Source organism: Leucobacter sp. OLIS6 (genome assembly GCF_002752355.1).
Taxonomy (GTDB): Bacteria; Actinomycetota; Actinomycetes; order Actinomycetales; family Microbacteriaceae; genus Leucobacter.
In genome coordinates, this window is the sequence record NZ_MRAV01000011.1 from 113,390 (window position 1) to 135,719 (window position 22,330).

11 protein-coding genes are annotated in these 22,330 nt (G+C 70.6%); 9 read left to right on the top strand and 2 right to left on the bottom strand.

The genetic code is table 11. From position 1 onward, the window contains the following. The first annotated feature begins 11 nt into the window (after positions 1 to 11). The 4 genes from BMH31_RS07135 (at position 12) to BMH31_RS07150 (ending at position 12,145) form a co-directional block, all read left to right on the top strand. A complete protein-coding gene (locus BMH31_RS07135; RefSeq protein WP_158234905.1) occupies positions 12 to 1,691 on the top strand; it encodes a sigma-70 family RNA polymerase sigma factor in 1,680 nt (559 codons plus the stop codon). A 123-nt stretch (positions 1,692 to 1,814) separates the two neighbouring features. Then, positions 1,815 to 5,399 (top strand): fibronectin type III domain-containing protein, encoded by a 3,585-nt coding sequence (locus BMH31_RS07140; protein WP_099724579.1) that lies wholly within the window; start codon positions 1,815 to 1,817, stop codon positions 5,397 to 5,399. An 83-nt stretch (positions 5,400 to 5,482) separates the two neighbouring features. Next, the gene (locus tag BMH31_RS07145) at positions 5,483 to 6,646 is read left to right on the top strand and encodes an LPXTG cell wall anchor domain-containing protein (RefSeq protein ID WP_099724580.1); all 1,164 of its coding nucleotides are present in this window, start codon (positions 5,483 to 5,485) and stop codon (positions 6,644 to 6,646) included. Between the two features lie 120 nt (positions 6,647 to 6,766). After that, positions 6,767 to 12,145 (top strand): SdrD B-like domain-containing protein, encoded by a 5,379-nt coding sequence (locus BMH31_RS07150; RefSeq protein ID WP_099724581.1) that lies wholly within the window; start codon positions 6,767 to 6,769, stop codon positions 12,143 to 12,145. Positions 12,146 to 12,360: 215 nt separating this feature from the next. On the opposite strand, the gene BMH31_RS07155 is transcribed toward BMH31_RS07150, so the two are convergent. Next, complete coding sequence (locus BMH31_RS07155) at positions 12,361 to 13,341, bottom strand: sugar-binding domain-containing protein (RefSeq protein ID WP_241898177.1); 981 nt, start codon at positions 13,339 to 13,341, stop codon at positions 12,361 to 12,363. A 104-nt stretch (positions 13,342 to 13,445) separates the two neighbouring features. Here BMH31_RS07155 and BMH31_RS07160 point away from each other — a divergent pair, with 104 nt between their 5' ends. The 3 genes from BMH31_RS07160 (at position 13,446) to glpK (ending at position 17,652) form a co-directional block, all read left to right on the top strand. After that, entirely contained in the window at positions 13,446 to 15,170 is a 1,725-nt protein-coding gene (locus BMH31_RS07160) for a glycerol-3-phosphate dehydrogenase/oxidase (protein WP_099724582.1), read from the top strand. Between the two features lie 131 nt (positions 15,171 to 15,301). Continuing rightward, entirely contained in the window at positions 15,302 to 16,057 is a 756-nt protein-coding gene (locus BMH31_RS07165; RefSeq protein WP_099724746.1) for an MIP/aquaporin family protein, read from the top strand. An 80-nt stretch (positions 16,058 to 16,137) separates the two neighbouring features. Beyond that, a complete protein-coding gene (gene glpK, locus BMH31_RS07170) occupies positions 16,138 to 17,652 on the top strand; it encodes a glycerol kinase GlpK (RefSeq protein ID WP_099724583.1) in 1,515 nt (504 codons plus the stop codon). Positions 17,653 to 17,751: 99 nt separating this feature from the next. Here glpK and BMH31_RS07175 read toward each other — a convergent pair whose 3' ends face one another. Beyond that, a complete protein-coding gene (locus BMH31_RS07175; protein WP_099724584.1) occupies positions 17,752 to 20,355 on the bottom strand; it encodes a LuxR C-terminal-related transcriptional regulator in 2,604 nt (867 codons plus the stop codon). A gap of 128 nt (positions 20,356 to 20,483) precedes the next feature. On the opposite strand from BMH31_RS07175, the gene wecB reads away from it, so the two are divergent. Both wecB and BMH31_RS07185 read left to right on the top strand, forming a co-directional pair. After that, on the top strand, positions 20,484 to 21,566 hold the full coding sequence (wecB, locus tag BMH31_RS07180; RefSeq protein ID WP_099724585.1) for a UDP-N-acetylglucosamine 2-epimerase (non-hydrolyzing): 1,083 nt from the start codon (positions 20,484 to 20,486) through the stop codon (positions 21,564 to 21,566). A gap of 96 nt (positions 21,567 to 21,662) precedes the next feature. Then, entirely contained in the window at positions 21,663 to 22,328 is a 666-nt protein-coding gene (locus BMH31_RS07185; RefSeq protein ID WP_099724586.1) for a GntR family transcriptional regulator, read from the top strand. Positions 22,329 to 22,330: the final 2 nt, after the last annotated feature.

Here is a 22,330-nt window from a genome sequence, read left to right on the forward strand (position 1 = left end):
CGGGTTGGCAGATGTTGGAACCACAGAACGGCGAGCTCGGGGAGCTCGCAGACGAAGCGCTGATCGCCGCGTCACGAGAAGGCAATGAGCTCGCTTTCGCGGAGCTGTGGCGGAGGCATTCCGGTGCGGCCCTCACGGTGGCGCGCCGGCTCGCGTTCTCGGACGCCGAGGACGTCGTCTCGGAGGCCTTCGAGACGGTCTGGGAGCAGCTCGGGCGGGGGATCGGACCACGGCAGTACTTCCGCGCGTACGTATTCACGGTGGTCAGGAACATCGCCGCCCGCCAGTACCGCCTGCGCCAGCGCACCGTCACCGGGGTGGAGATCGAGGGCACTCCGGTGCCCGGTGGCGATGAGATCATCGCCCTGACCGAGAACGTCCACGAGGTGCTCGAGGCGTTCCAGACCCTTCCGGAGCGCTGGCAGCTCGCGCTTTGGTGGATGGAGGTCGAGGGACTGTCCCGCGGTGAGGTCGCGCAGCGCTTCGACCTCAGCCCGAACGCCCTCTCGGTGCTGCTCAGGAGGGCCAAGGAGGGCCTCCGCGTCGCCTGGCTGGAGAAGCAGCTCCCGCCGCTCGCCGACGACGAGCACCGCTTCGCCTTGGAGGCGCTTCCCCGGTACGTCCGTCGAGGCCTGGGCAACGCGTTCCGTCGGGACGTCACCGCGCACCTCCGGAGCTGCGCGAGCTGCGCGGCGGCGGAGGCGGAGCTGCGGGAGGAGAACCGCAGGCTCGGCGGGAAGGTCGGCGGTTCGCTCCTCGTGCTCGTGCTGGGGATCGCGGCCGTCGACCACGCGTGGAGACCGACGAGTGCCCTCGCCGCGGAGGCCGCGAACGATCATCACTCCGCGGGAGGCCTCGGCACGCTGCTCGGAGCGTTCCCGCTCAAGGCCATGGCGTGGATCGCCGGTGTCGCGGTCTTCATCGTGGTCGCCGGCTTCGTCATGTGGCCCCGGCCGGAGCCGGCCGGGGACCCGCAGTCCCCGTCGAGCACCGACACCCGGACGGGGGAGGCGCGCCCTTCGACCCCGGCGCCGACGGTGCGCCGACCGAGCACCGGCGCGACCGGGGGAGAGACTCCCGCGCCCGGCGCGGGCTCCGGTGCGGCGGACGACGCGCCGCTGCCCACGAAGCCGGGCCCCGTCCCCACCACTCCGGCGCCCCCGCAGGGCACGAGCGGCACCTTCACGCTCGTGACCGCCGACGGCGCCGAGGGCGGGTTCGCCCCGGTCATCTCGGGTCGGAGCGCCCCCGGTTCGGCGGTCGCGCTGTCGGTGGGCGGCATCGGATACTCGGTCGACGCATCGCCGGAGGGGGTCTGGTCGAGCGACCTGTCGACCCTCGACCTCCCGGCCGGCACGTACGAGGTCTCGGCGCGACCGTCCGCGAGCGGGTGGAGCCCCGAGGTGCTCACCGCGGGATTCGTCGTCGTGGTACCTGGCATGTCGGCCCGGCTCTCCCCGTCCGCCGCGCAGGCGGGCGGGTCCGGCGAGGCGAACGTCTCGATCTCGGGGCTCCCGTCCCGCGAGGTCTGCGTGATCCTGGGCCCCGGCGTGTACCAGCGATTCGTCCTCGATGCTTCGGGCGCGGCCTCCGGAACCGTTCCGTTGACGGAGCCGAAGCAGTCCGCGGTGAGCTTTCGGTACTGCTCCGGCAGCCGATTCGGAGCGATCGCGAGTACCCCGGTGCGATGATCGTCCGCTGAGTTTCTGCGAACTCGCGTCACTTTCCCGGCACGGCCGCCACTCTTCGGAGTGAACGCGCATGGCTGCTGGGTGATCTCTTCCATCGCATGCGCCCGGAACAAGGGGAGCTTGATGACGCTCAAGAGACAGGGACGCCGCTTCAGAGCCGCCGCGGGGGCGGTCGTCATGGCACTGCTGGCAGTGACGATCGGCACGACCACGGCGGCGCAGGCGGTCGTGGGGGATCCGGCCGTTTCGACGCAGCCCGCCGGGGTGACGAGCGTCGCCTCGACGGCGGGCAAGGCGAAGGGGTCGGGCCTCTGGGGCTACGCGGGCGACGTGAAGACGCGCTCGACGGGGACGGTCTTCAGCTACGGACTCGATCTCAGCCCCGCGGACGGGTCGCTGTGGGTGACCGACAGCGCCAAGATCCAGTGGACCTCGAACAGCTTCCTCTGCTCCCTCGCGGGTGGCACGCTGATGACCGCGTCCGGCCCGTGCTACGTCGGCGATTCGAAGCTGCACCGCTACGCGCTGTCGAGCGCTCCCGATTGGGCATTGGGCCAGTATCAGGCGAACGGCGTCTACGGCGCGGTCGCCGCCGGCGACAACGCGGGCCTGGGCGCGAACTACGCGAAGCTCGCCGATGCGCAGCGTCTCGACGGCGCTGCGATGCCGAGCGGCCAGTTCGGCGGCGTGCGCGGCGTCGCCGTCACCGATGCGGGCGTCGCCTGGACGGTGGACTCCGACGCGGGGTACGCGTGGCTCAACCACGCGAACCACACCCTCCGCATGGTGAACCCCGACGGCTCGGAGGCCGGGGCGCTGGGCAAGACGACCTGGCCGAGCGGCAACACCTGGTCGAATCGGAACGATCCCGAGGCGTTCGACTACTCGGTGGGCATCGCGCGCATGCTGAACGGTGACATGGTCGTCACGAGCCAGACGCCGGAGCTGCTGAAGCAGTACAAGCCCGACGGCACGTTCGTGCGCAACATCTACCTGAACCAGCCCGCGGGCACGGCTTACCCGACGGACGGCGGGTACCGCTCGCCGTACGCGATCGCGGTGGATCCGGCCGACGGCTCACTGCTCGTCGGTTTCATCGATCCGGGCGCCGGCAACCAGACCTTCATCCAGCGCATCGATCCCAACAATTGCACGACCGAGGCGGTCGGCAATCCGACGGGTTCCTCGCGCGACCGGTGCGCGGTCACCCAGACGATCGGTCTCGGCACGCTCGCGACGGGTGATGGGCAGACGAATGCCACGTTCACGATCCAGGTGGAGCCGCGGACGGGCGACATCTACGTCGGCCAGCGCAACGGGCTCATCTCCATCTTCGCGTCCGACGGAACGCCGAAGGGCAAGTTCTCGGCGTTCGGGCAGGGCAATGCGAACGGCCAGGTGAACCAGGTCCGCGGCATCGCGTTCGACGACCGCGGATTCATGTACCTCACGGTGTCCGAGGGCACGGCGAGCACCCGGGTCGAGATCTTCGCGCGCACCCCGGACGCGGTGACCGGGCTCACCGGCGCGTACACGGATGCGAGCAAGACCTCGGCGCAGCTGACCTGGAACGCGCTGCCGACCGGAGTGACCGCCGACGCCCAGGCGCCCCTGCGCGACTTCGTGGTGGAGCAGTCCACCGACGGCGGGACCACCTGGAGCGTCGTGACGACCCCGGCGGGCACCGGTGCTTCGGCGACGGTCACGGGTCTCGACCCGACGAAGACGTACCAGTTCCGGGTGTCCGCCTGGAACGAGGCGGGCAACGGCAATACGGCCGTGACCCCGCTCGCATCGCCGCCCTCGGAGATCAGCGTGGTGAAGACCGGCAACGGCGTGGCGACGCCGACGGCCGCGGACGCGGTGCATGTCGCTGCGGGATCGAACGTCGCGTTCTCCTACACGGTCACCAACGAGGGCGCCTCGCCGGTGACCGGTGTGACGCTCTCGGACAGCGTGCTCGGCACCGTCGCTGCGCCGGCCGGATTCTCCGGCACCCTCGCCGGGGGCGAGAGCGTGACCTTCACGGCCACGGGTCCCGTGGCCGCGGGGAGCTATCAGAACATGGCCACCGCGAAGGGCGTCTCGGAAGGACAGGACGTGACTGCGTCCGACACCTGGTACGGCTTCGGTGTGACGACCGGCATCAGCGTCGTCAAGACCGGCAACGGCCAGACGGCTGAGAACGCGGGAGATGCGATCCAGGTTCCGGCCGGAGCCGACGTGACCTTCAACTACACGGTCACCAACACGGGCAACGTCCCGGTCACCGATCTGGAGCTCGTCGACAGCAAGCTCGGCGCCGTCGGCACCGTGGTCAGCCCCTCGGGCTTCACGGGCACCCTGGCACCCGGCGCCTCGGCGGTCTACCAGGCCACCGGCCCGGTCGCAGCGGGTGCCTACACGAACACGGTCGAGGCGACGGGCACGCAGAACGGCTCGGAGGTGACGGCCTCCGACGAATGGTTCGGCTTCGGCGTCACCGCCGCACTCTCGGTCGTGAAGACGGGCGACGGCGTCGCAACCGCGTCCGCATCGGCACCGGCCTACGTCGCTGCGGGATCGGACGTCGACTTCGCGTACCGGATCACCAACGGCGGGAACGTCCCGATGACGATCAGTACGGTCGTCGACAGCGTGCTGGGCACGATCCAGGCGCCGGCCGGGTTCTCCGGGGTGCTGAACGCGGGTGAGAGCGTCACCTTCACCGCGACCGGGCCCGTCGCGGCGGGCGCGTACGAGAACACGGTCGATGTGCGCGCGACCGCCGGATCCGAAGCGCTGACGGCGTCGGACGACTGGTTCGGGTTCGGTGTCACCAGCGGGCTCACCGTCGTGAAGAGCGGTGACGGCGTGACGAACGACTCGGCCGCCGACGCGCACGCCGTGGCAGCGGGCGCCGCGGTCGACTTCACCTACACGGTGACGAACACGGGCAACTCGACCGTGTCGATCACGGGCGTCGACGACGACCGGATCGGTGCGGCAACGCCTCCGTCCGGCTTCGACGGAACGCTCGCTCCCGGTGCGCACGTGGTCTTCACCGGGTCCGGGCCGATCCCCGCGGGGGACTACCGCAACTCGGTGACCGTCGCCGCAGCGACGCTCTCGGGCGGAACGCTCACCGCGACCGACGACTGGTTCGGGTTCGGCGTGGTCTCCGCGCTCGACGTGGTGAAGCGCGGCGACGGAGTGCGGGCATCGACGAAGGCGCAGGCCCGGCACGTGGTCGCCGGTTCGACGGTCGCGTTCGAGTACGTCATCACCAACCGCGGCAACACCCCGGTGCGGCTCGGGGCGGTCGAGGACAGCGTCCTCGGCGCCATCACCGCACCGGCCGGCTTCGACGGCCTGCTGAAGCCGGGCGCCTCGGTCACCTACACCGGATCCGGCCCCGTCGCGAAGGGCGCGTACCGCAACACCGTCGAGGTCTCAGCGACCGAGACGCTGCTCGGGGTGAAGCTGACGGTGAAGGACGACTGGTACGGGCACGGTGATGCGAAGGTCGTGCCGCCGACGCCCAAGCCGACGCCGAAGCCCCCGGTGGATCCGGGCACGCCCGTCGACCCGAAGCATCCCGGCGAGTTGAGCACGACCGGCTCGAGCGGGGCGCCGTGGATGGCGGCGGTCGCCACGGTGGCGCTGCTCGCGGCCGGCGGCGCGCTCCTGGTCGTCAGGCGGCGACGGGATCGTCCCGCCGGCGAGTGACCGCTCAGAACGAATCGTGGATGGCCGGTGCGGGTCCCGGAGGACCCGCACCGGCCGCTGAAACCAGAAGGAGAACCCAGCAGATGAATACTCGTACGCGCGGCCTCGCGCTGATCCCGGGCCTCGCGCTCGTCCTGGCGGTGCCGCTGCTCGGCGCGCCGGCCGCGTCCGCCGCGGAGACCGATATCTCGGTCACCTACTCGACCCAGAACAACGCGAACGCCGCGATCGACGGCAGCACCACCGTGCACGGCCGGGTCGGTCAGACGCGCGACGACATGCGGGTCACCTACACGATCAAGAGCGACACCGTGAAGTACCCGATCCCGGTGCTCACCTACACGGGCGATTTCACCGACAGCTCCGACGCGACCTACACGTTCCGCTTCGGCTGCGACGCCACCGTGCCCGGCAGCGACTGCGCGGGGTACCAGTACCAGGTCGACGCGATGAACGCCGTCGCGGCCACGCTCGACGGCCGGAGCATCTCCGGGTTCACCGCGGACGTGACCCCGATCATCATGACCTTCGGCGGCGACGTGCCTCCCGGCATCACCGGCACGGTGACGGCCTCGGTCAACTCGAGCGTTCCCGGAACGGGGCAGCTCGAGTTCTTCCTCCAGGAAGGTCAGCAGGCCGGCGCGGAGCGGCTCTCGCCGACGGCGGTGACCCCGCTCTCGATCACCCGGCCCGAGCTCGCCGCCAAGTCGGCCTCGTCGTTCTGCGCCGCGGATCTCGCGGAGCACGTCGAGGGCACGACGAAGTACACGCCGACCGGTTTCGGGCGCTCGACCTTCGACGTCTCGGCGACCGTGACTGACGCCGGCATCCTTCCCGATGACACGACCGCGGTCGGCACCGATCCCGCGGCGCTCCGCTTCAGCGTGCAGAACGGTGCGACGAACCTGACCGAGGCCCAGCTCGAGACGACGCTGCTCGCCGCCGCCCCCGGCACCTACCAGGTGGCGGGCTCGTACACCGCGCCCGACGGCGTCGCAGCCCCCGGCATCTCGACCGGCGTCACCGTGCTCGGCGCCGATGCCGCCGAGTGCTGGTCGACCAGCGAGGTAAAGCCGCCGGTAACCCCGAAGCCCGAGAAGCCGAAGCCGACTCCGACCGCTCCGGCACCCGAGCTCGCCAAGACCGGTGCCGACGGACAGAACGCGCTCCTCGCGGGCGGAGCGGGCATCGGCCTGCTCGGCGCGGCGCTGATCGCGGGCGCACTGGTGCGCCGCCGCGCGATCTGAACGATCATTCTCTGAAAGGAGGTGCGCCGGACGCCCGTCCGGCGCACCTCGCCCACCCCTGACAGGTCGGTCCCCTCCCACGGGATCGGGCTCCTCTCGAGGTCGAAGGAACACCCGCTCATGAAAATCGTCAATCGGGCCGCGGTCGCGGCCGGGCTCGTCGTCGGTCTGCTGCTCGGCCTGCTCGGCGTTCCCGTCGCGGCGACCGCCGCGAGCGGGACCTTCGACTCGGTGAAGCTCACCAAGATCGCCGACGGATACTCCTTCGCGAACAATCCCGTCGACCCGAACAACTCGAACGGCGTCGTCGGCGTGCGCGACCTCGTCGGGTTCGAGATCCAGGCGACGACCACCGGCGCGGTCAACGGCGCGACGATGACGCTGAAGAAGCCGAGCTGCTGGGTGTGGGACGCCTCGGTCGATCAAAACCTCACCTTCAACCTGAACGGCGGGCAGACGACCGGCTCGGTCGCGCATCCGGACGCCGACACCATCGTCGTCACGTGGACCCAGGCGGCGAACGGCGTCGTGCTGACCCAGCCGTTCCGCGCCAAGGCGGGCGAGGGCTGCGCCGACGGGTCCACCTGGACCCCCGAACTGACCGTCACCGATGATTCGGGAACGCAGACCCAGACGCTCCCTGCGATCACCGTCCGCTCCGTCGCGAGCGCCGACATCTCGCTCCAGGCCGTGGGCGCACCGTCGATCCAGGCCAGCCACTGGTTCGCGGGCCCCGAGTTCGGTCCGGGCGGGGCGGGTCCGGCGCTGGTGCAGCGGTGGGACATCCGCCTGCAGCCCGATACGCTCTCGAAGGTCGGCTACGCGGATCCGAACGGCAACATCACTTTCACGGTGGCCTACTCGGGACCCCGATCCTCCTTCGAGCTCCCGCGCAACAACAGCACGCAGGTGCCCGTCGGCGGCGGATGCTGGGCGTTCGTGGGCCCCAACCCCTACAACAACAACCAGTACTACCCGTCGAGCAGCGCTCAGACGGTGACCATCACGATGAAGAAGAACCCGGCGTGCGAGGCGATGCTGGCGGATCAGGGCAACGTCCTGCAGATCTATTCCTTCACTCCGCAGAAGGTGCTCGAGGACGACTACGGCTGCCAGGCCACGCTCAGCGCGCACGTCGCCGCCGGATCCTGGGTCGACGCCAACGGACGCCCCATCGCCGACTCGAACCCGAACAACAACGATGCGAACCGGGCGCTCGCGTGCCAGACCGTCGAGTACGGCTACCAGCAGGGGGCCTCGTACTTCACCCCGAAGGTCGCGGGCGCCGACCTCGTCGACGCGTATCCGTGGCGCAGCACCGCGCAGCCGATCGTGCGCACTCCGGCCGTTGCGGAGTGGGCCCTCCTCGCCGACATCAACAACCTCGGGTACATCGGCAAGGACGGCACCTTCACGAGCGAGACGATCTACGTGCCCGAGGAGCCCGCGCTGACCAACGTCACGAGCTTCCACCTCTGGGACCCGACGAAGCAGCGCCTCGACGTGGCCCACCTCGACGGCGCCGTGCTCGGCGCGGTCGCCCCGAGCTCGAGCTCCGCGGCCACCGATCCGTCGATGGACACCCGCGCGTTCCCCGCATCCTCGTACACGGTGCAGTGCACCGTCGACTTCACCGGGACGAACTCGGGGGCCGCGCCGACGATGACCTGGGCCGACTGCGACTCGCTCGATCCCGCGAAGATCAGCGGGCTCCGATTCCTCCGGGCAGGATCCTTCACCGGCGAGAACTTCGGGGTGAACTTCCCGAACTCGAAGCTGCTGTTCTCGCAGGTCCCGATGATCGCCGTCGGCCAGATCGGGGAACGGCTGCCGACCATCACGCGCTGGCTCGCCGACGAGTTCGCGTCGAAGCCCGCCCGCCAGAACACGGTGAACACCGAGATCATCGGCAACGTGCTGCGCATCTCGAAGGACGCCGCGGAGTCGCAGGCGATGCCCGAAGACGAGCTCCACTACACGATCAAGCCGACCGTGGCACCCGGCGCGGGCACCTTCGTCCCCTACGCGGTCGATGACCTGCGGGTGGTGGACACCCTCGACATCGGCGTGCTCAGCGTCGACGTGTCGAACGTCGATCCGTTCTGGACGGTGACCCAGACGCCGGCCGACCTCGGGCCCGACGGGGTCCCGTACACGGCCGACGATGTGAGCGGCATCGTGCTGACCTTCACCCCGGCGGGTGCGGTGCGCACCGATACCGCTCTGCCCCCGATCACCTACTCCGGCAAGCTCGGGGTGCTCCTGCCCCCGCAGGCCGCGCCCTACAGCGCGACCGTCACGAACACCGCCAGAGTCTCGGCGACCGGCATGGACCCCGAGGTGGCCGCCGGTGTCTCGCCGAAGCGCCACTCCGACACGGCGACGGTGCTCGCGGGCACCCCGCAGGCGGCGTTCTTCTCGAAGCAGCTCATCTCCGCTCCCGAGATCGAGGTCGAGGACGTCCCCGCCGCGTGGCGCGTGCAGTGGGTCAACTACAACAACTACGACCTCGGGCAGGGCCGTTTCGTCGACGTGTTCCCGTTCGACGGCGATGGACGCGGGAGTGCGTTCAGCGGTACGGCGAAGCTCGCGAGCATCGGCCGCGTCGGCGCGGCGAAGCAGCCGGGAACGGTGTTCGAGCTGACCGAGGCGGCACCCGCGGGCATCGGCGCCTCACCGGCGACGGGGACCAACTGGGTCGTCGTCGATCCCGCGGATCCGACCGGATGGCCGGCGCACCCGACTGCGATCCGGGTGACCGTCCCGAACATCCAGGCCAGCACGCAGGGCTACGGCGCGGTCGATCTCGGCTTCGAGGTCGACGGTCAGGTCAAGAACGATATCTACCACAACGACGCCTCCGGCACGGTCCAGGACCCGGTGCAGGGGCGGACGATCAACCTCGGCGAGAAGGCGGCGGACCCGGTCAAGGTCGTCGCGAGTTCGATCGCGGGCGTCGCCTGGGTGGATCGCAATTCCGACGGCGTGCGCCAGGACACCGAGGCGCTCCTTCCGGGCGTCACCGTTCGTCTCTTCCGCGACGGCGATCGGAGCACCGCCTTCCGCACCGCGACGACCGACGCGAACGGCGCCTATCGATTCACCCAGCTCCACAGCTCGGACTACCAGGTGGTCTTCGACGCGGACGAGCTCCGGGCCAAGGGGTACCGCCTCACCGACCAGGGGGTCGGAACGGATCGCACGATCGACTCCGACGCGGACGTCGACTCCGGCGAGGTCGATGAGCTCGCGCTTCCGCGTTCCACCGACGTCGCGCACCTCGACGCGGGTGTGATCCCCATCGGGCTCCAGGCCGCGGTCGACGCCGATGCCTCCCTGACCCGCACGTTCGGCTGGAACATCGAGAAGACGGCCGTCAATCGCGACTCGCTCGCCGTCGACCCGGCCACGGGCGCGACCCGGATCGACTACGCGGTGACGACGACCGAGGGGAAGGCGATCGATTCGAACGCCCGGCTCTCGGGCACGGTCACGGTCACGAACCCGTCGGACACGAAGACCTACACCTTCACGGCAACTGCGGTCGCCGACGGGACCGGACTCAGCTGCACCGTCACCGGGGGCAGCGGCCGGCAGATCGCGCCCGGCGCCCAGCTCTCGCTGCCGTACTCCTGCACCGGTGCTCCGGGGAGCGATCTGGACCGCACCGTGACCGTGACGGTCGCCGCGAGCGACCTCGACCCGATCACCGGCCAGCCGGTCGAACCGGCGACGGCGAGCGTCGATACCAGCTATCGGGTCTCCGAGGTCAACAAGACGGTGAACGTCACCGATACCGCGACGATCGCCGGCGCGACCACGGATCGGAGCTTCGGCCCGTACACCTGGAGCGCGGAAGGGACCGAGCACGCCGAGCGGTACAGCGTCGACGCGACGGTGCCCGCCGGAGACTGCCTCGGTGTCGACAACACGGCGAAGATCATCGAGACGGGCCAGTCCGACACCGAATCGGTGAACGCCTGCCTGCCCGTGGACCTGGCGGTCGGGAAGAACGTCGTCACCGGACTGCAGCGCAGCTACGGGTGGAGCCTGTCGAAGCGACTGACCAACCCCACCGTGCAGCTCGACGCGGACGGGAAGGCGACGCTCGAGTACGCCGTCACCCTGACCGAGGGCGCGAAGACGGATGCGGCCTGGACGATGAACGGCACGGTCACCGTGCAGAACCCCAACCGCTACAAGAGCGTGCAGGCCTCGCTGTCCGATACGCCCGACATCGGCGGGGGTGCGGACTGCGTCTTCGCCGCGGGCGCCACCGTGACCCTCGCCGCGGGTGAGACCCGCGCGCTGGCGTACTCCTGCTCCTTCACCTCCGAGCCCGCCTACGCGGGCACGAACACCGCGAAGGTGACTTGGCGGAGCGACGTTCCCGGAAGCGACCGCGCCCTGACCGTCGACCGAGCGGCCGAGGCTACGGCCGAGATCCGCGAGGCCGACTGGAACCTGACCGAGTTCCGCAGGACCGTCTCGGTGCGCGACCTCATGAAGATCGGCGGGAAGGCCGCCCCGGTACGCGACTTCGGTCCGTACACCTGGAGCGCGGAAGGGACGACCCACGTGGAGCGGTACTCGGTGCCGGTGCAGGTGGATCCCGGAACGTGCCTGGCGGTGGACAACGGGGCGACGATCCGTGAGCTCGGCGTCACGGCGAGCACGCAGCACACGCTCTGCAGGCAGGCCCCCCTTGCCGTGGCCGATACGGCCACGGCGAGCAAGGTGCGGGTGTTCGGCTGGGCGATCGACAAGCGGCTCGACAACCGCGACGACATCGCTCGCGACGCCAGCCCCGAGTCGGTCGACGCGCGCTACTCGGTGACCGTCACGGAGCGCGGATTCACCGACTCGGCGCACCAGCTCTCGGGAACCGTCCTGCTGACGAACCCGAACACGTTCCGCGCGCTGACCGTGAGCGTGCAGGACCTCACCGATATCGACGGGCTGGAGTGCCGCATCGAGGGGGCGCAGAAGGTGTTGATCCCGGCTTCGGGAACGGCGCGCGTGCCCTATCGATGCACCGGCGCCCCCTCGGCCGGAGCCGATGCGAAGCATCTCATCCGGGTCACCGGCACCGGGATCGACCCGATCGACCACGGGACCGCGGTGAAGTACCGGACCTCCGAGGTCGACCGGAAGGTCACCGTCTCGGACGACCGGTTCCGCTTCGATCCGGCGTGGCGGATCACCTGGAGCGCTGCGGGCACGGAGCATCGACGCGAGTACTCGATCCCCGTGCGCACGGAGGCGGGATCCTGCCAGGTGTTCACCAACACGGCGTCGCTCGGTCCGAAGGCGCCTGCGTCGACGGCCTCGTTCGAGATCTGCGCTCCCAGCGGCGCGGGCGGCACCGGGCAGGGGTTCCTCGATCGGCTCTCCACCACGGGCGCCGGCGGGTGGGGCCTCATGATCGGGACGGGAGCGCTGCTGGCCGCAGCCGGTGCGCTCCTGGTGCTCCGTGCGCGACGGAGGCCGCGCGCATAGCGGATGATCGACCGGACGCGGCGCGGGAGAATTCGAATTCTCCCGCGCCGCGTCACCTTTGCACCGCCCCCGGCACTCTCAATGCGAAGAAGTCGAATACGGCAGAGAGTCCCCCTACTCGAGTCCCGGCTCTTCACCCACCGGCTCGCAGTTCCCCCCTTCTTGCCGCAGCCGGCACGGATGGGCGTTCCTCCCCGGGAGGAACGCCCATTCCCTTACCCTGCTCCGCTCCGCTCGCCCTCCAGCGCGAGCCACGCGAGCTCCTCGTCGACGACGAGCTCGGTGATGATCCCGGCCGCGAGGGCGCCGCGCAGGCTCTGCAGCTTGGCGGCTCCCGAGACGACGCAGATGCGGCGGGGGATCCGGCGCACGATGTCGAAGGAGGGGCCGCTCGATCGTTCGTTCAGGGGGATCCCGTCGGTGCTGCCGTCTTCGCGGAAGAACTGGGTGGCGCAGTCGCCGACCACGCCGGCGTGCGCGAGCTCCTTCAGATCCTCGCGCTCCAGGTAGTTGCCCGAGTAGATGTGGGAGCGGCGGTCGCCGAGGCGCGAACCGAGGCTGAACACGAACAGATTGGCGGATGCCTGGAGCTTGAGCACCCGGCTGATGGAGCGTTCGCGCCACAGCGCTCGCCGCGTCTCGGGGTCGTCGAAGATCGCGGGGACCGTGAACTGGTAGACGGTGGCCGAGAAGGCGTCCCCGAATCCGCCGAGGAGGCCCGCGGAGTACGCGAGGCCGGAGGTGTGGAGGTTCGCCGCGCCGTTCAGCTGCACCACGCGGGTCTCGTGCACCGGCTTCGCGGGGAGGTGCCGGGCGACGGCGGTCGTGGTGGCGCCCCAGGCGACGCCGATGGTGGATCGGTCGTCGACGGCTGCGGCGACGAGGTGGGCGGCGGTGCGGGCGGTGCGGTCGAGCCGTGCGGTCTCGGAGGCTCGGGCGGGGGCCGGCGCGACGTGCGCGGTGATCCCGAATCGCTCGGAGAGCTGCTGCTCGAGCCGGGAGCGCGCCTCCTGCGGTGAGTGGACGCGGATCTCGACGAGTCCGGTGTCGCGGGCGTAGCTCAGCAGCCGCGAGATGGAGGATCGGGAGACCCGCATCTCCTGCGAGATCGCCTCCATCGTGTGGTTCTGCAGGTAGTACAGCTGCGCCGCGCGCAGCGCCTCCCGCGCCTTCGTTGCGTTCGCCGGATCTGCCACCGTGCTCCTTCGAGTCGACCCATTCTGCACATATGTGCAGATCGCTTGCAAGCCCGTTCAGTGCTGGATCAGGCTGTGCGTGAATCTCGAAAGGTCTGGACCCCATGAACGATCGCCCGTCGCCCGCTCGCCCCGCCGTCGAAGCTCTGCGTGAGCGCCCGAGCGCCGATGTGCTGATCATCGGCGGAGGCATCAACGGCATCGCCACCTTCCGCGAGCTGGCCCTGCAGGGCATCGACGTGGCGCTGGTGGAGCGCGGCGACTTCGTCTCCGGCGCCTCCTCTGCGTCCAGCCACATGGTGCACGGCGGGATCCGCTACCTCGAGAACGGCGAGTTCCGTCTGGTGAAGGAGGCGGTCACCGAGCGCAACCGCCTGCTGCGCACCGCCCCGCACTACGTCCGCCCGCTCGAGACCACGATCCCGATCTTCTCGACCTTCTCGGGGATCCTCTCCGCCCCGTTCCGCCTGCTCGTCACGCACGGCCGCGGCAAGCCCCGCGAGCGCGGCGCCGCGCTGATCAAGATGGGTCTCACCCTCTACGACACCTTCTCGCGCGACGGCGGCCAGGTGCCTCGGCACCGCTTCCTCGGGCGCCGGCGCTCGCTGGCGGAGCTGCCGCAGCTGAACGACGACCTCTCGTACACGGCGACCTACTACGACGCCTCGATGCACGATCCCGAGCGGCTCGCCCTCGACGTGCTGCACGACGGGATCGTGGCCGGCGGCGACCGCGCCCGTGCCGCGAACTACCTGCCCGCAGTGGGATTCTCGGACGGCGCGGTGCGACTCCGCGACGAGGCGAACGGCGGCGAGGAGTTCGACTTCACCGCCAAGCTGATCATCAACACCAGCGGCCCGTGGACCGACCTCACCAACGCCGCGCTGGGCGAGGGCACCCGCTTCATGGGCGGCACGAAGGGCTCCCACGTGGTCCTCGACCACCCCGAGCTCCTCGCGGCGACGGGCGGGCGCGAGATCTTCTTCGAGCACTCCGACGGACGTATCGTGCTCATCTACCCGCTCAAGGATCGGGTGCTCGTGGGCACGACCGATATCGAAGCTGATCCGGCGAAGCCCGTGGTGTGCACCCCCGACGAGGTCGACTACTTCTTCGACCTGATCTCGCACGTCTTCCCGAAGATCGAGGTCGACCGCTCGCACATCGTCTACACCTTCTCGGGCATCCGCCCGCTCCCGCGCCACGACGACACCGCTCCCGGCTTCGTGTCGCGCGACTACCGCATCGTCGCGTCCGAGCGCGCAGGGGTGCCCCTGCTGAGCCTCGTCGGCGGCAAGTGGACCACCTTCCGCGCGCTCGCCGCGCACCTGGCGGACGACGCGCTGGAGGTCCTGCACCAGCGCCGGAGCGTGCACACCGAGACGCTCCCCATCGGGGGCGGCGACGACTTCCCGCGAACCCCGGCGGCGCGGACCATCTGGGTGGCCTCACGGGCCGACGGGCACGGTCGGGATCGCGTCGAGCAGCTGCTCGACCGCTACGGCACCCGTGCCGACGAAGTGCTCGCCGCGGCGCCCGAGCACGAGGCGGAGCTCGCGGAGCTCCCGGGCTACACGGCGTCCGAGCTCGCCCATCTCGCGGGGACCGAGCAGATCGTGCACCTCGACGACCTGCTCCTGCGCCGCACGTCGATCGCGTTCGTCGGCGGCGTGACCGCCGAGCGCATCCGTGCCGCGGCCGACGCCATTGCGCCGGTGCTCGACTGGGACGAGGATCGGACCGCCGGCGAAGTCGCCCGCACCATCGAACTGCTGCGCACCGCTCACCGCATCGACCCCGAGAAGGGAGGCGCGTTCATCGGCGGCTGAGCAGCCCGAACCGAGCGGCGCGTCCGCTCCTCCACCCGCCGGTCCTGAGCACCGGCACTCCGAAACTTCTCCGATGCGCGGGCGATCCGCCCGGCGTGCAGCGCGAGAACACCCGAAAGGTCAATGACGACATGCAAGAAGTCAATCTCGGTCTCTACTTCCTCTCCGAACTCGTCGGCACGGGGCTCCTCGTCCTCCTCGGATGCGGCGTCGTGGCGAACGTCGTGCTCGCGAAGACGAAGGGCAACGGCGGCGGCACCCTGATGGTGAACTGGGGCTGGGGCCTCGCCGTGTTCATCGGCGTGCTCGCCTCCGCCTACTCCGGCGCGATCCTCAACCCGGCCGTGGGTGTCGGCCTGCTGATCGCGGGCAAGATCTCCGCGGCGCAGTTCTTCGTCGCGGCCGGCGCCGAGATGGTCGGCGCGATCATCGGCGCGATCCTGTGCTGGGTCGCCTACCGCCAGCACTTCGACGAGGAGCCCGAGGCAGCCAACAAGCTCGGCGTCTTCTCGACCGGCCCGGCGATCCGCTCGTACGGCTGGAACTTCATGACCGAGGTCATCGGCACGTTCGTGCTGGTCTTCGCGGTGTTCGCGTTCGCCGACCAGGGCGACATCAAGGTCGGCGTGCCCGGAGGCCTCGGGCCGCTCACCGCGCTGCCGGTCGCGCTCGTCGTCGTCGGCATCGGCGCATCGCTCGGCGGCCCCACGGGCTACGCCATCAACCCCGCCCGCGACCTCGGTCCCCGCATCGCGCACGCGATCCTCCCGATCAAGGGGAAGGGCTCCAGCGACTGGGGCTACGCTTGGGTTCCCGTGCTCGGCCCGCTCGTCGGCGGAGCGATCGCGGCGTTCGCTTCCCCCGTCCTCCTGGGGCTCGCCGCCTGATCGGCGCGCTCACGGCAGCAGCACCCGAACCAGCTATTTCCTCACCGGAGCAACGCCGCTTTCACGAAAGGAAGCACCACATGTCTCAGTACATCATCGCGATCGACCAGGGCACGACCTCGAGCCGGGCGATCATCTTCGACAAGACGGGATCCATCATCTCCGTCGGGCAGAAGGAGCACGAGCAGATCATGCCCCAGGCCGGCTGGGTCGAGCACGATCCGCTGGAGATCTGGCGCAACGTGCAGGAGGTGATCGGCATCGCGCTCGGGCGCGCCGACCTCACCCGGCACGACATCGCCTCGATCGGCATCACGAACCAGCGCGAGACCGCGGTGGTCTGGAACCGCAAGACCGGCCAGCCCGTCTACAACGCGATCGTGTGGCAGGACACCCGTACGCAGGCCATCGTCGACCGCCTCGCGGCCGACGGCGGCATCGAACGCTTCAAGGAGCTCGTCGGCCTGCCGCTGGCGACCTATTTCTCGGGCACCAAGATCGCGTGGATCCTCGAGAACGTCGAGGGCGCGCGCGAGGCGGCCGAGGCCGGCGACCTGCTCTTCGGCACCACCGACTGCTGGGTGCTGTGGAACCTGACCGGCGGACCCGAGGGCGGCGTGCACGTCACCGACGTCACCAACGCGTCCCGCACCCTCTTCATGGATCTGAAGACGCTCGAGTGGCGCGACGACATCCTCGAGGCCTTCGGCGTTCCCCGCTCGATGCTGCCGCAGATCAAGTCCTCCTCCGAGGTGTACGGCGAAGCCGAGGACTCCTCGCTGCTGCGCGGCACCCCGATCTCGGGCATCCTCGGCGATCAGCAGGCCGCGACCTTCGGCCAGGCGGCGTTCGACGCGGGCGAGTCGAAGAACACCTACGGCACGGGCTGCTTCCTCATCTTCAACACGGGTGAAGAGATCGTGCACTCCCAGAACGGCCTGCTCACCACGGTCGGCTACAAGCTGGGCGACGGCCCCACGCACTACGCGCTCGAGGGATCCATTGCGGTCACCGGCTCGCTGATCCAGTGGCTGCGCGATCAGCTCGGGATCATCTCGGCCGCGCCCGAGGTGGAGGAGCTCGCCGACAGCGTGCCCGACAACGGCGGCGTCTACATCGTGCCGGCCTTCTCGGGCCTGTTCGCGCCGTACTGGCGTCCGGACGCCCGCGGCGCGATCGTCGGACTGACCCGGTACTCCAACAAGGGGCACATCGCCCGTGCGGCGCTCGAAGCCGTTGCGTTCCAGACCCGCGACGTGCTCGACGCGGTGAACGCCGACGCCGGTGTGGACCTCACCGAGCTGAAGGTCGACGGAGGCATGGTCGCGAACAACGCGCTCATGCAGTTCCAGGCCGACGTGCTCGGCGTCTCGGTCGTGCGTCCCGTCGTCGCCGAGACCACGGCGCTCGGTGCCGCGTACGCCGCGGGTCTCGCGGTCGGGTTCTGGAGCGGCCTCGACGATCTCGCCTCGAATTGGCAGGAGGATCGCCGCTGGGAGCCCGCCATGGAGGACGCGGAGCGCGACCGTCAGCTCCGCAACTGGCGCAAGGCCGTCACCAAGTCGACCGGCTGGGTCGACGAGGACGTGCGCTGACGCTTCACAGCCCGAAAGCGGAGGGGTCCGTCGGAGTCGCTCCGACGGACCCCACCGCTCTCTCAGGCATCGCCGGGTGGCGGCACGGGGCGCACCGCCCTACCCCTCGCCCGCCTCGATGAGGCCGTGCCGGACGGCCGCGCGCACCGCCTCGGCGCGGGTGTGGGCACCCAGCTTGCGGTAGAGCCGCTGGATCTGGGTCTTCGCGGTGTTGACCGAGATGCCGAGCTCGTCGGCGATGGCCTGCACGCTCTGCTGCGTCGCGAGCGCCTGCAGCACTTCGCGTTCGCGCTGCGATGGCCGTTGGATCCGCGGCAGCTCCGAGACGAGCGAGGGGGCCGAATCGACGTCGGCGAGCAGATCGGCGAACGCGGGGAACTGCAGCTCGCGGGCGATCCCGGCCAGCTCGGTGCGCAGCCGTTCGGGGATGAAGCGCACCTGCAGCGACAGCCGGCTGCTCTCGGCGACCAGGGCCGCCTGCCCGAGGTACAGGGCGACCTCCTTCGTCGCAGCGCCGCTGTCGAGCGCAGCGGCAGCGGCGATGAGGGTGCGCCAGGCCTCGGTGCGCGGGATCTCGCGGGAGCCGTCGAACGCGCCGGTCTCGCGCGAGAGCCGCAGGGCTCCGCCGGGGTCGGAGCGGAGCAAGTGCTGCAGCGCCGGGATCACCGACTCGAGCGGGTCCGCGATCCCCGGAGGCGGTGCGCCCCCGGCATCGCCGTTCGGGGCCTCAGGGCCCATCGCGGTCGGATCGACGAGCCGCATGAGGGCGAGCGCGGTGCGCACGTAGCGGGGGACCACGACGCGGTCGCCCTGTTCGGTGCGGCTGCGCAGCGCGCGTTCGAGCCTGGCCGCGGCAGCGGGGATCCCGGCGGCGGTGTCGACGAGTGCGGCGATGCTCTCGTAGACGGGCCACAGCTCCGCGTCGCCGATGAGGGTGCGCGCGGTCGTGATCGATGCGCGCGCGGTGTCGAGATCACCGCGTTCGAGGGCGAGCATCCCGGCGACGAGCGGGGCGGACGCGGTCATGAACCGTGGTGAGCGCTCCGGGTCCGCGCGGCGCAGGGCCTGCAGAGTGCCTTCGGCGGTGGCCAGGTCGCCGCGGATGGCCTGGACCAGAACGAGATTGCCGCCGAAGACCGCGTTGATGGGCGGGTTCCCGGCGGCGACGGCGATCTCCCAGGAGGTGCGCATGCATGCCGAGGCCTCGGCGAGGCGGTTCGCGGCGAGGTAGGTCATCCCGGCAGTGTTGAGGCCCCAGGCGCCGACGCCCTGATCCCGCGGCGCGAGGGTGCGCGACAGGTCCTGCCAGATCGCGAGCACCCGGTCGGCGCAGTCGGTCGCGCGTTCGAGGTTGCCCTGGATCCGGAACGCGACGGTGAGGATCGCGAAGAAGAGGATCCGGTCGGCCGGGGGAGCGGGCATGGCGAGTTGCGTCGGCTCCATGGCGGCGATGAGCCGGATCCGTTCGGTGATCCCGGGGCCCTCCCCGCGGGTGAAGACGGCGGCGAACCAGCCGAGGTACGGGCAGGGCTCGAACCAGGCCGGCGGCTGACCGAGGCACTCGCGCGCGATCCGGTCGAGCACCTGCGTGTTGAGCCGTGCGGCCGCGGTGACGCCGATACGCCACGCGAGCTGCGCGCCGGCGCGAGGGAACGCGATGTCCCAGGCCTCGTCGAGACGATCCTCGTCGATCCGGTCCTGAGCGAAGGCGGCGAGCAGCGGGAGCGCGGTCGCGTCGTCGAGGGGCGGCAGCGCGGATCGGAGACCCGCGGGGACCCGGCTTCGGGCGCTGCCGGTCCCCGGGAGGGTCTCGAGCCAGCCCGCGCGTGCGAGGTGTTGCACGGTCCAGCCGTCGGGCAGACCGAGTGCGGCCTCGTCGCGGGCGCCGAAGGCGGGCAGCAGCGCGAGTCGCTGCAGGCTCGCGCGCGGGCCGGCCGCGCCGGGATCCGAGCCGTGCGTCGAGCCGGGGCACGCGCCGGGATCCGCGTCGAGCTCGGCGTCGACGAGTTCGCGCAGCGTGCGGGTCAGCTGCAGTCTGCCCGGCACCGGGCGGCGCTGCGCGACGGCATGGCGGAGCTCGTCGAGGATCGCGGCGACGAGTCCGGGCAGGCCACCGGTCAGCTCGTCCACGAGGGTCGTCGTCTCGGTGCCGGCGTCCGGGTGGGCGTCGGCGAGGATCGCGCCGAGCTCGTCCGGGGTGAAGCGCAGTTCGGGCAGGCGCAATGTCGCCGCCGCCGAGAGCCGGTGGTGGGCCCCCGCTGCGCGGCCGAGACCGGTGCGCGATCCGACGGCGATGCGCGCCGAGGGGCCGGCGGCCTCGATGGTCGCGGCGAGTCGCGGGCCCGCGCCCGCGACGTCCCCGTCGAAACCGTCGATGACGAGCGCGTCGACGCCGGTGAGGAGCAGGGGGATCTCGGCGTCGTCGGTTCCGGGAGCGCTCGCGCTCGCCGCAGCGGACTCGCCGGTGCCGGCCGGCACAGGCCGGCCGATGGACTCGATCCATGCGCCGGCGTCGATCCATGCGGTGCGCTCGCCGAGCGCGTGGTGCCGCTGCAGCCATCGGTCGAGCAGGGCCGTCTTGCCGGCCCCGCGCGGTGCGGTCAGCACGGCGATCTCGGTCGAATCCAGTCGGTCGAGCAGGTGGGTGCGCGGCAGCGGGGCGGCGTCGGGCCGCGAGCGGGCATCATCGGTGAAACCGGTCACGTGTCAACTGTAGGGCCATTCGGGCGGGGGAGGCACCGCGGTTCGATCGCGAGCGCCGATAGATTGATCGGATTCGATGAAGCAGGTAACCTATTGGAAAACAATCGAGGGGATCGATCGTGGCCTTCATGTCGACCGACATCACGGTGGTGCTCGGCACCAGGCCGGAGATCATCAAGCTCACCAGCGTCATCCGCGCGCTCGGCGATCGGGCCCGGGTGATCCACACCGGGCAGCACTGGGACGACGACATGGCGAGACGCTTCTTCGACGATCTCAGCCTCGGGGCCCCCGACGTGCGACTGACCGGCATGTCGGGAGCCGGGCGGGCCGGGCAGATCTCGGCGGGCATCGCCGAACTCGCGGCGCACTTCGAGGCGCATCCCGCTGCGGCCGTCGTGGTGCAGGGCGACACCAACTCGACCTCGGCGGGTGCGCAGGCGGCCAACTACCTCGGAATCCCCGTGGTGCACGTCGAGGCGGGGCTCCGCTCCTACGACCGCGGCATGCCCGAAGAGATCAATCGGCTGGTGGTCGGGGCCATCGCCGACGTGCACTGCGCAGCGACCGAGCAGGCGGTCGCGAATCTGCTCGACGAGAACCATCCGGCCGAACGCATCGCGCTGACGGGCAACACCGTGGTGGAGGCGACCGCGGAGGCGGTCGCGCGCGCCGAGTCCACCGAGCGCTTCGCCAGGGAGCCGGGTTCCAGGATCCTCGCGACGATCCACCGCCCCGAGAACACCGACGATCCTGCAGCGCTCGAGCGCGTGCTCGCGGCGCTGATCGAGAGCCGGGCGAACGCGATTCTCGCGGCGCACCCGCGCACGGTGGCCGCCGCCGAGCGCTTCGGGCTCACCGAGATGATGCACTTGCTCGACGTGCGCACGGGGCTCGGGCACGCCGACTTCCTGGCGCTCGCCCAGCAGGCCGACCTGCTGGTCTCCGACTCCGGCGGCGTGCAAGAAGAGGCTACGGTGCTGCAGAAGCCGCTGCTCGTGGTGCGGCGCTCGACCGAGCGGCCCGAGTCGATCGCCGCGGGATTCGCTCGGCTGGTGCGGCCGAGCGAGGACCTGCTGGCGGCGATCCGCTCGGCGCTGGGGCAGAGCTGGGCGCACCTGCGTGAGACGCCGTCGCCGTACGGCGACGGGCTTGCGGGGGCGCGGATCGCGCGGATCGCGATGCGGCTCGGTGATTCTCGGGCACCATGAGGCGAATTTCCCCGGTGCATGGACGCTTCGGGATCTTGTATCTTGCATCTTCCAGGTGACCGCTGAGTTGTTAGGGTGGCAGTCGAGGAGGACGACATGCCGATCCCACAGACCGCATCGCCGATCATTCCAGCCCGGGTGCTGCTGAAGGACGCGATCACCGAGACGATCCGCGACGCGATCCTCTCGGGTGAACTCGCGCCGGGCGCTTCGCTCACCGATATCTGGGTGGCCGAGCAGTACGGAGGCACGCGCGCTTCGGTGCGCGCTGCGCTGCGTCGTCTGGCGGGCGAAGGCCTCGTGGTCGTGCGGCCGCAGGTCGGCACACGCGTGCGCGAGGTCACGCCGGAGCGGACGCGCGATGCGCTCGCGCTGTATCGCGGGATCACCGAATCGACCGCGTTCATGGTGGCGGCCGACCTCGATGACGACGATCTGGCTCGGCTCCGAGAACGGGCGGAGGGCATGCGTCAGGCTCAGCCGGGGCCGGCGAGCGTCGCCGCATTCGACGCCTTCTACGACGTGCTGCTGGTGCGCACCGGCAACCGACTGCTGCACGACTTCCACACGCAGATCGCCGCGCACCTCACACAGGCCGCCGCGGTTCAGGGCGTCGCGCCGCTGTATCGGCCCGAGGTCGATGCGGTGCTCGCGGCGGCCGGGGCCCGCGACGCCGCCGAGCTGGAGCGCGCGATCGACGCGCACTTCGCGCGCGTGGCGGAGGCGTTCGACGTCGCGCTCGAAGCCGAAAGGGACAAGTGATC

Excerpts from the sequence above, each read along its gene's own strand:
- BMH31_RS07135 (WP_158234905.1), top strand. The coding sequence starts at position 12 with ATGTTGGAACCACAGAACGGCGAGCTCGGGGAGCTCGCAGACGAAGCG.
- BMH31_RS07140 (WP_099724579.1), top strand. The coding sequence starts at position 1,815 with ATGACGCTCAAGAGACAGGGACGCCGCTTCAGAGCCGCCGCGGGGGCG.
- BMH31_RS07145 (WP_099724580.1), top strand. The coding sequence starts at position 5,483 with ATGAATACTCGTACGCGCGGCCTCGCGCTGATCCCGGGCCTCGCGCTC.
- BMH31_RS07150 (WP_099724581.1), top strand. The coding sequence starts at position 6,767 with ATGAAAATCGTCAATCGGGCCGCGGTCGCGGCCGGGCTCGTCGTCGGT.
- BMH31_RS07160 (WP_099724582.1), top strand. The coding sequence starts at position 13,446 with ATGAACGATCGCCCGTCGCCCGCTCGCCCCGCCGTCGAAGCTCTGCGT.
- BMH31_RS07165 (WP_099724746.1), top strand. The coding sequence starts at position 15,302 with ATGCAAGAAGTCAATCTCGGTCTCTACTTCCTCTCCGAACTCGTCGGC.
- glpK (WP_099724583.1), top strand. The coding sequence starts at position 16,138 with ATGTCTCAGTACATCATCGCGATCGACCAGGGCACGACCTCGAGCCGG.
- wecB (WP_099724585.1), top strand. The coding sequence starts at position 20,484 with ATGTCGACCGACATCACGGTGGTGCTCGGCACCAGGCCGGAGATCATC.
- BMH31_RS07185 (WP_099724586.1), top strand. The coding sequence starts at position 21,663 with ATGCCGATCCCACAGACCGCATCGCCGATCATTCCAGCCCGGGTGCTG.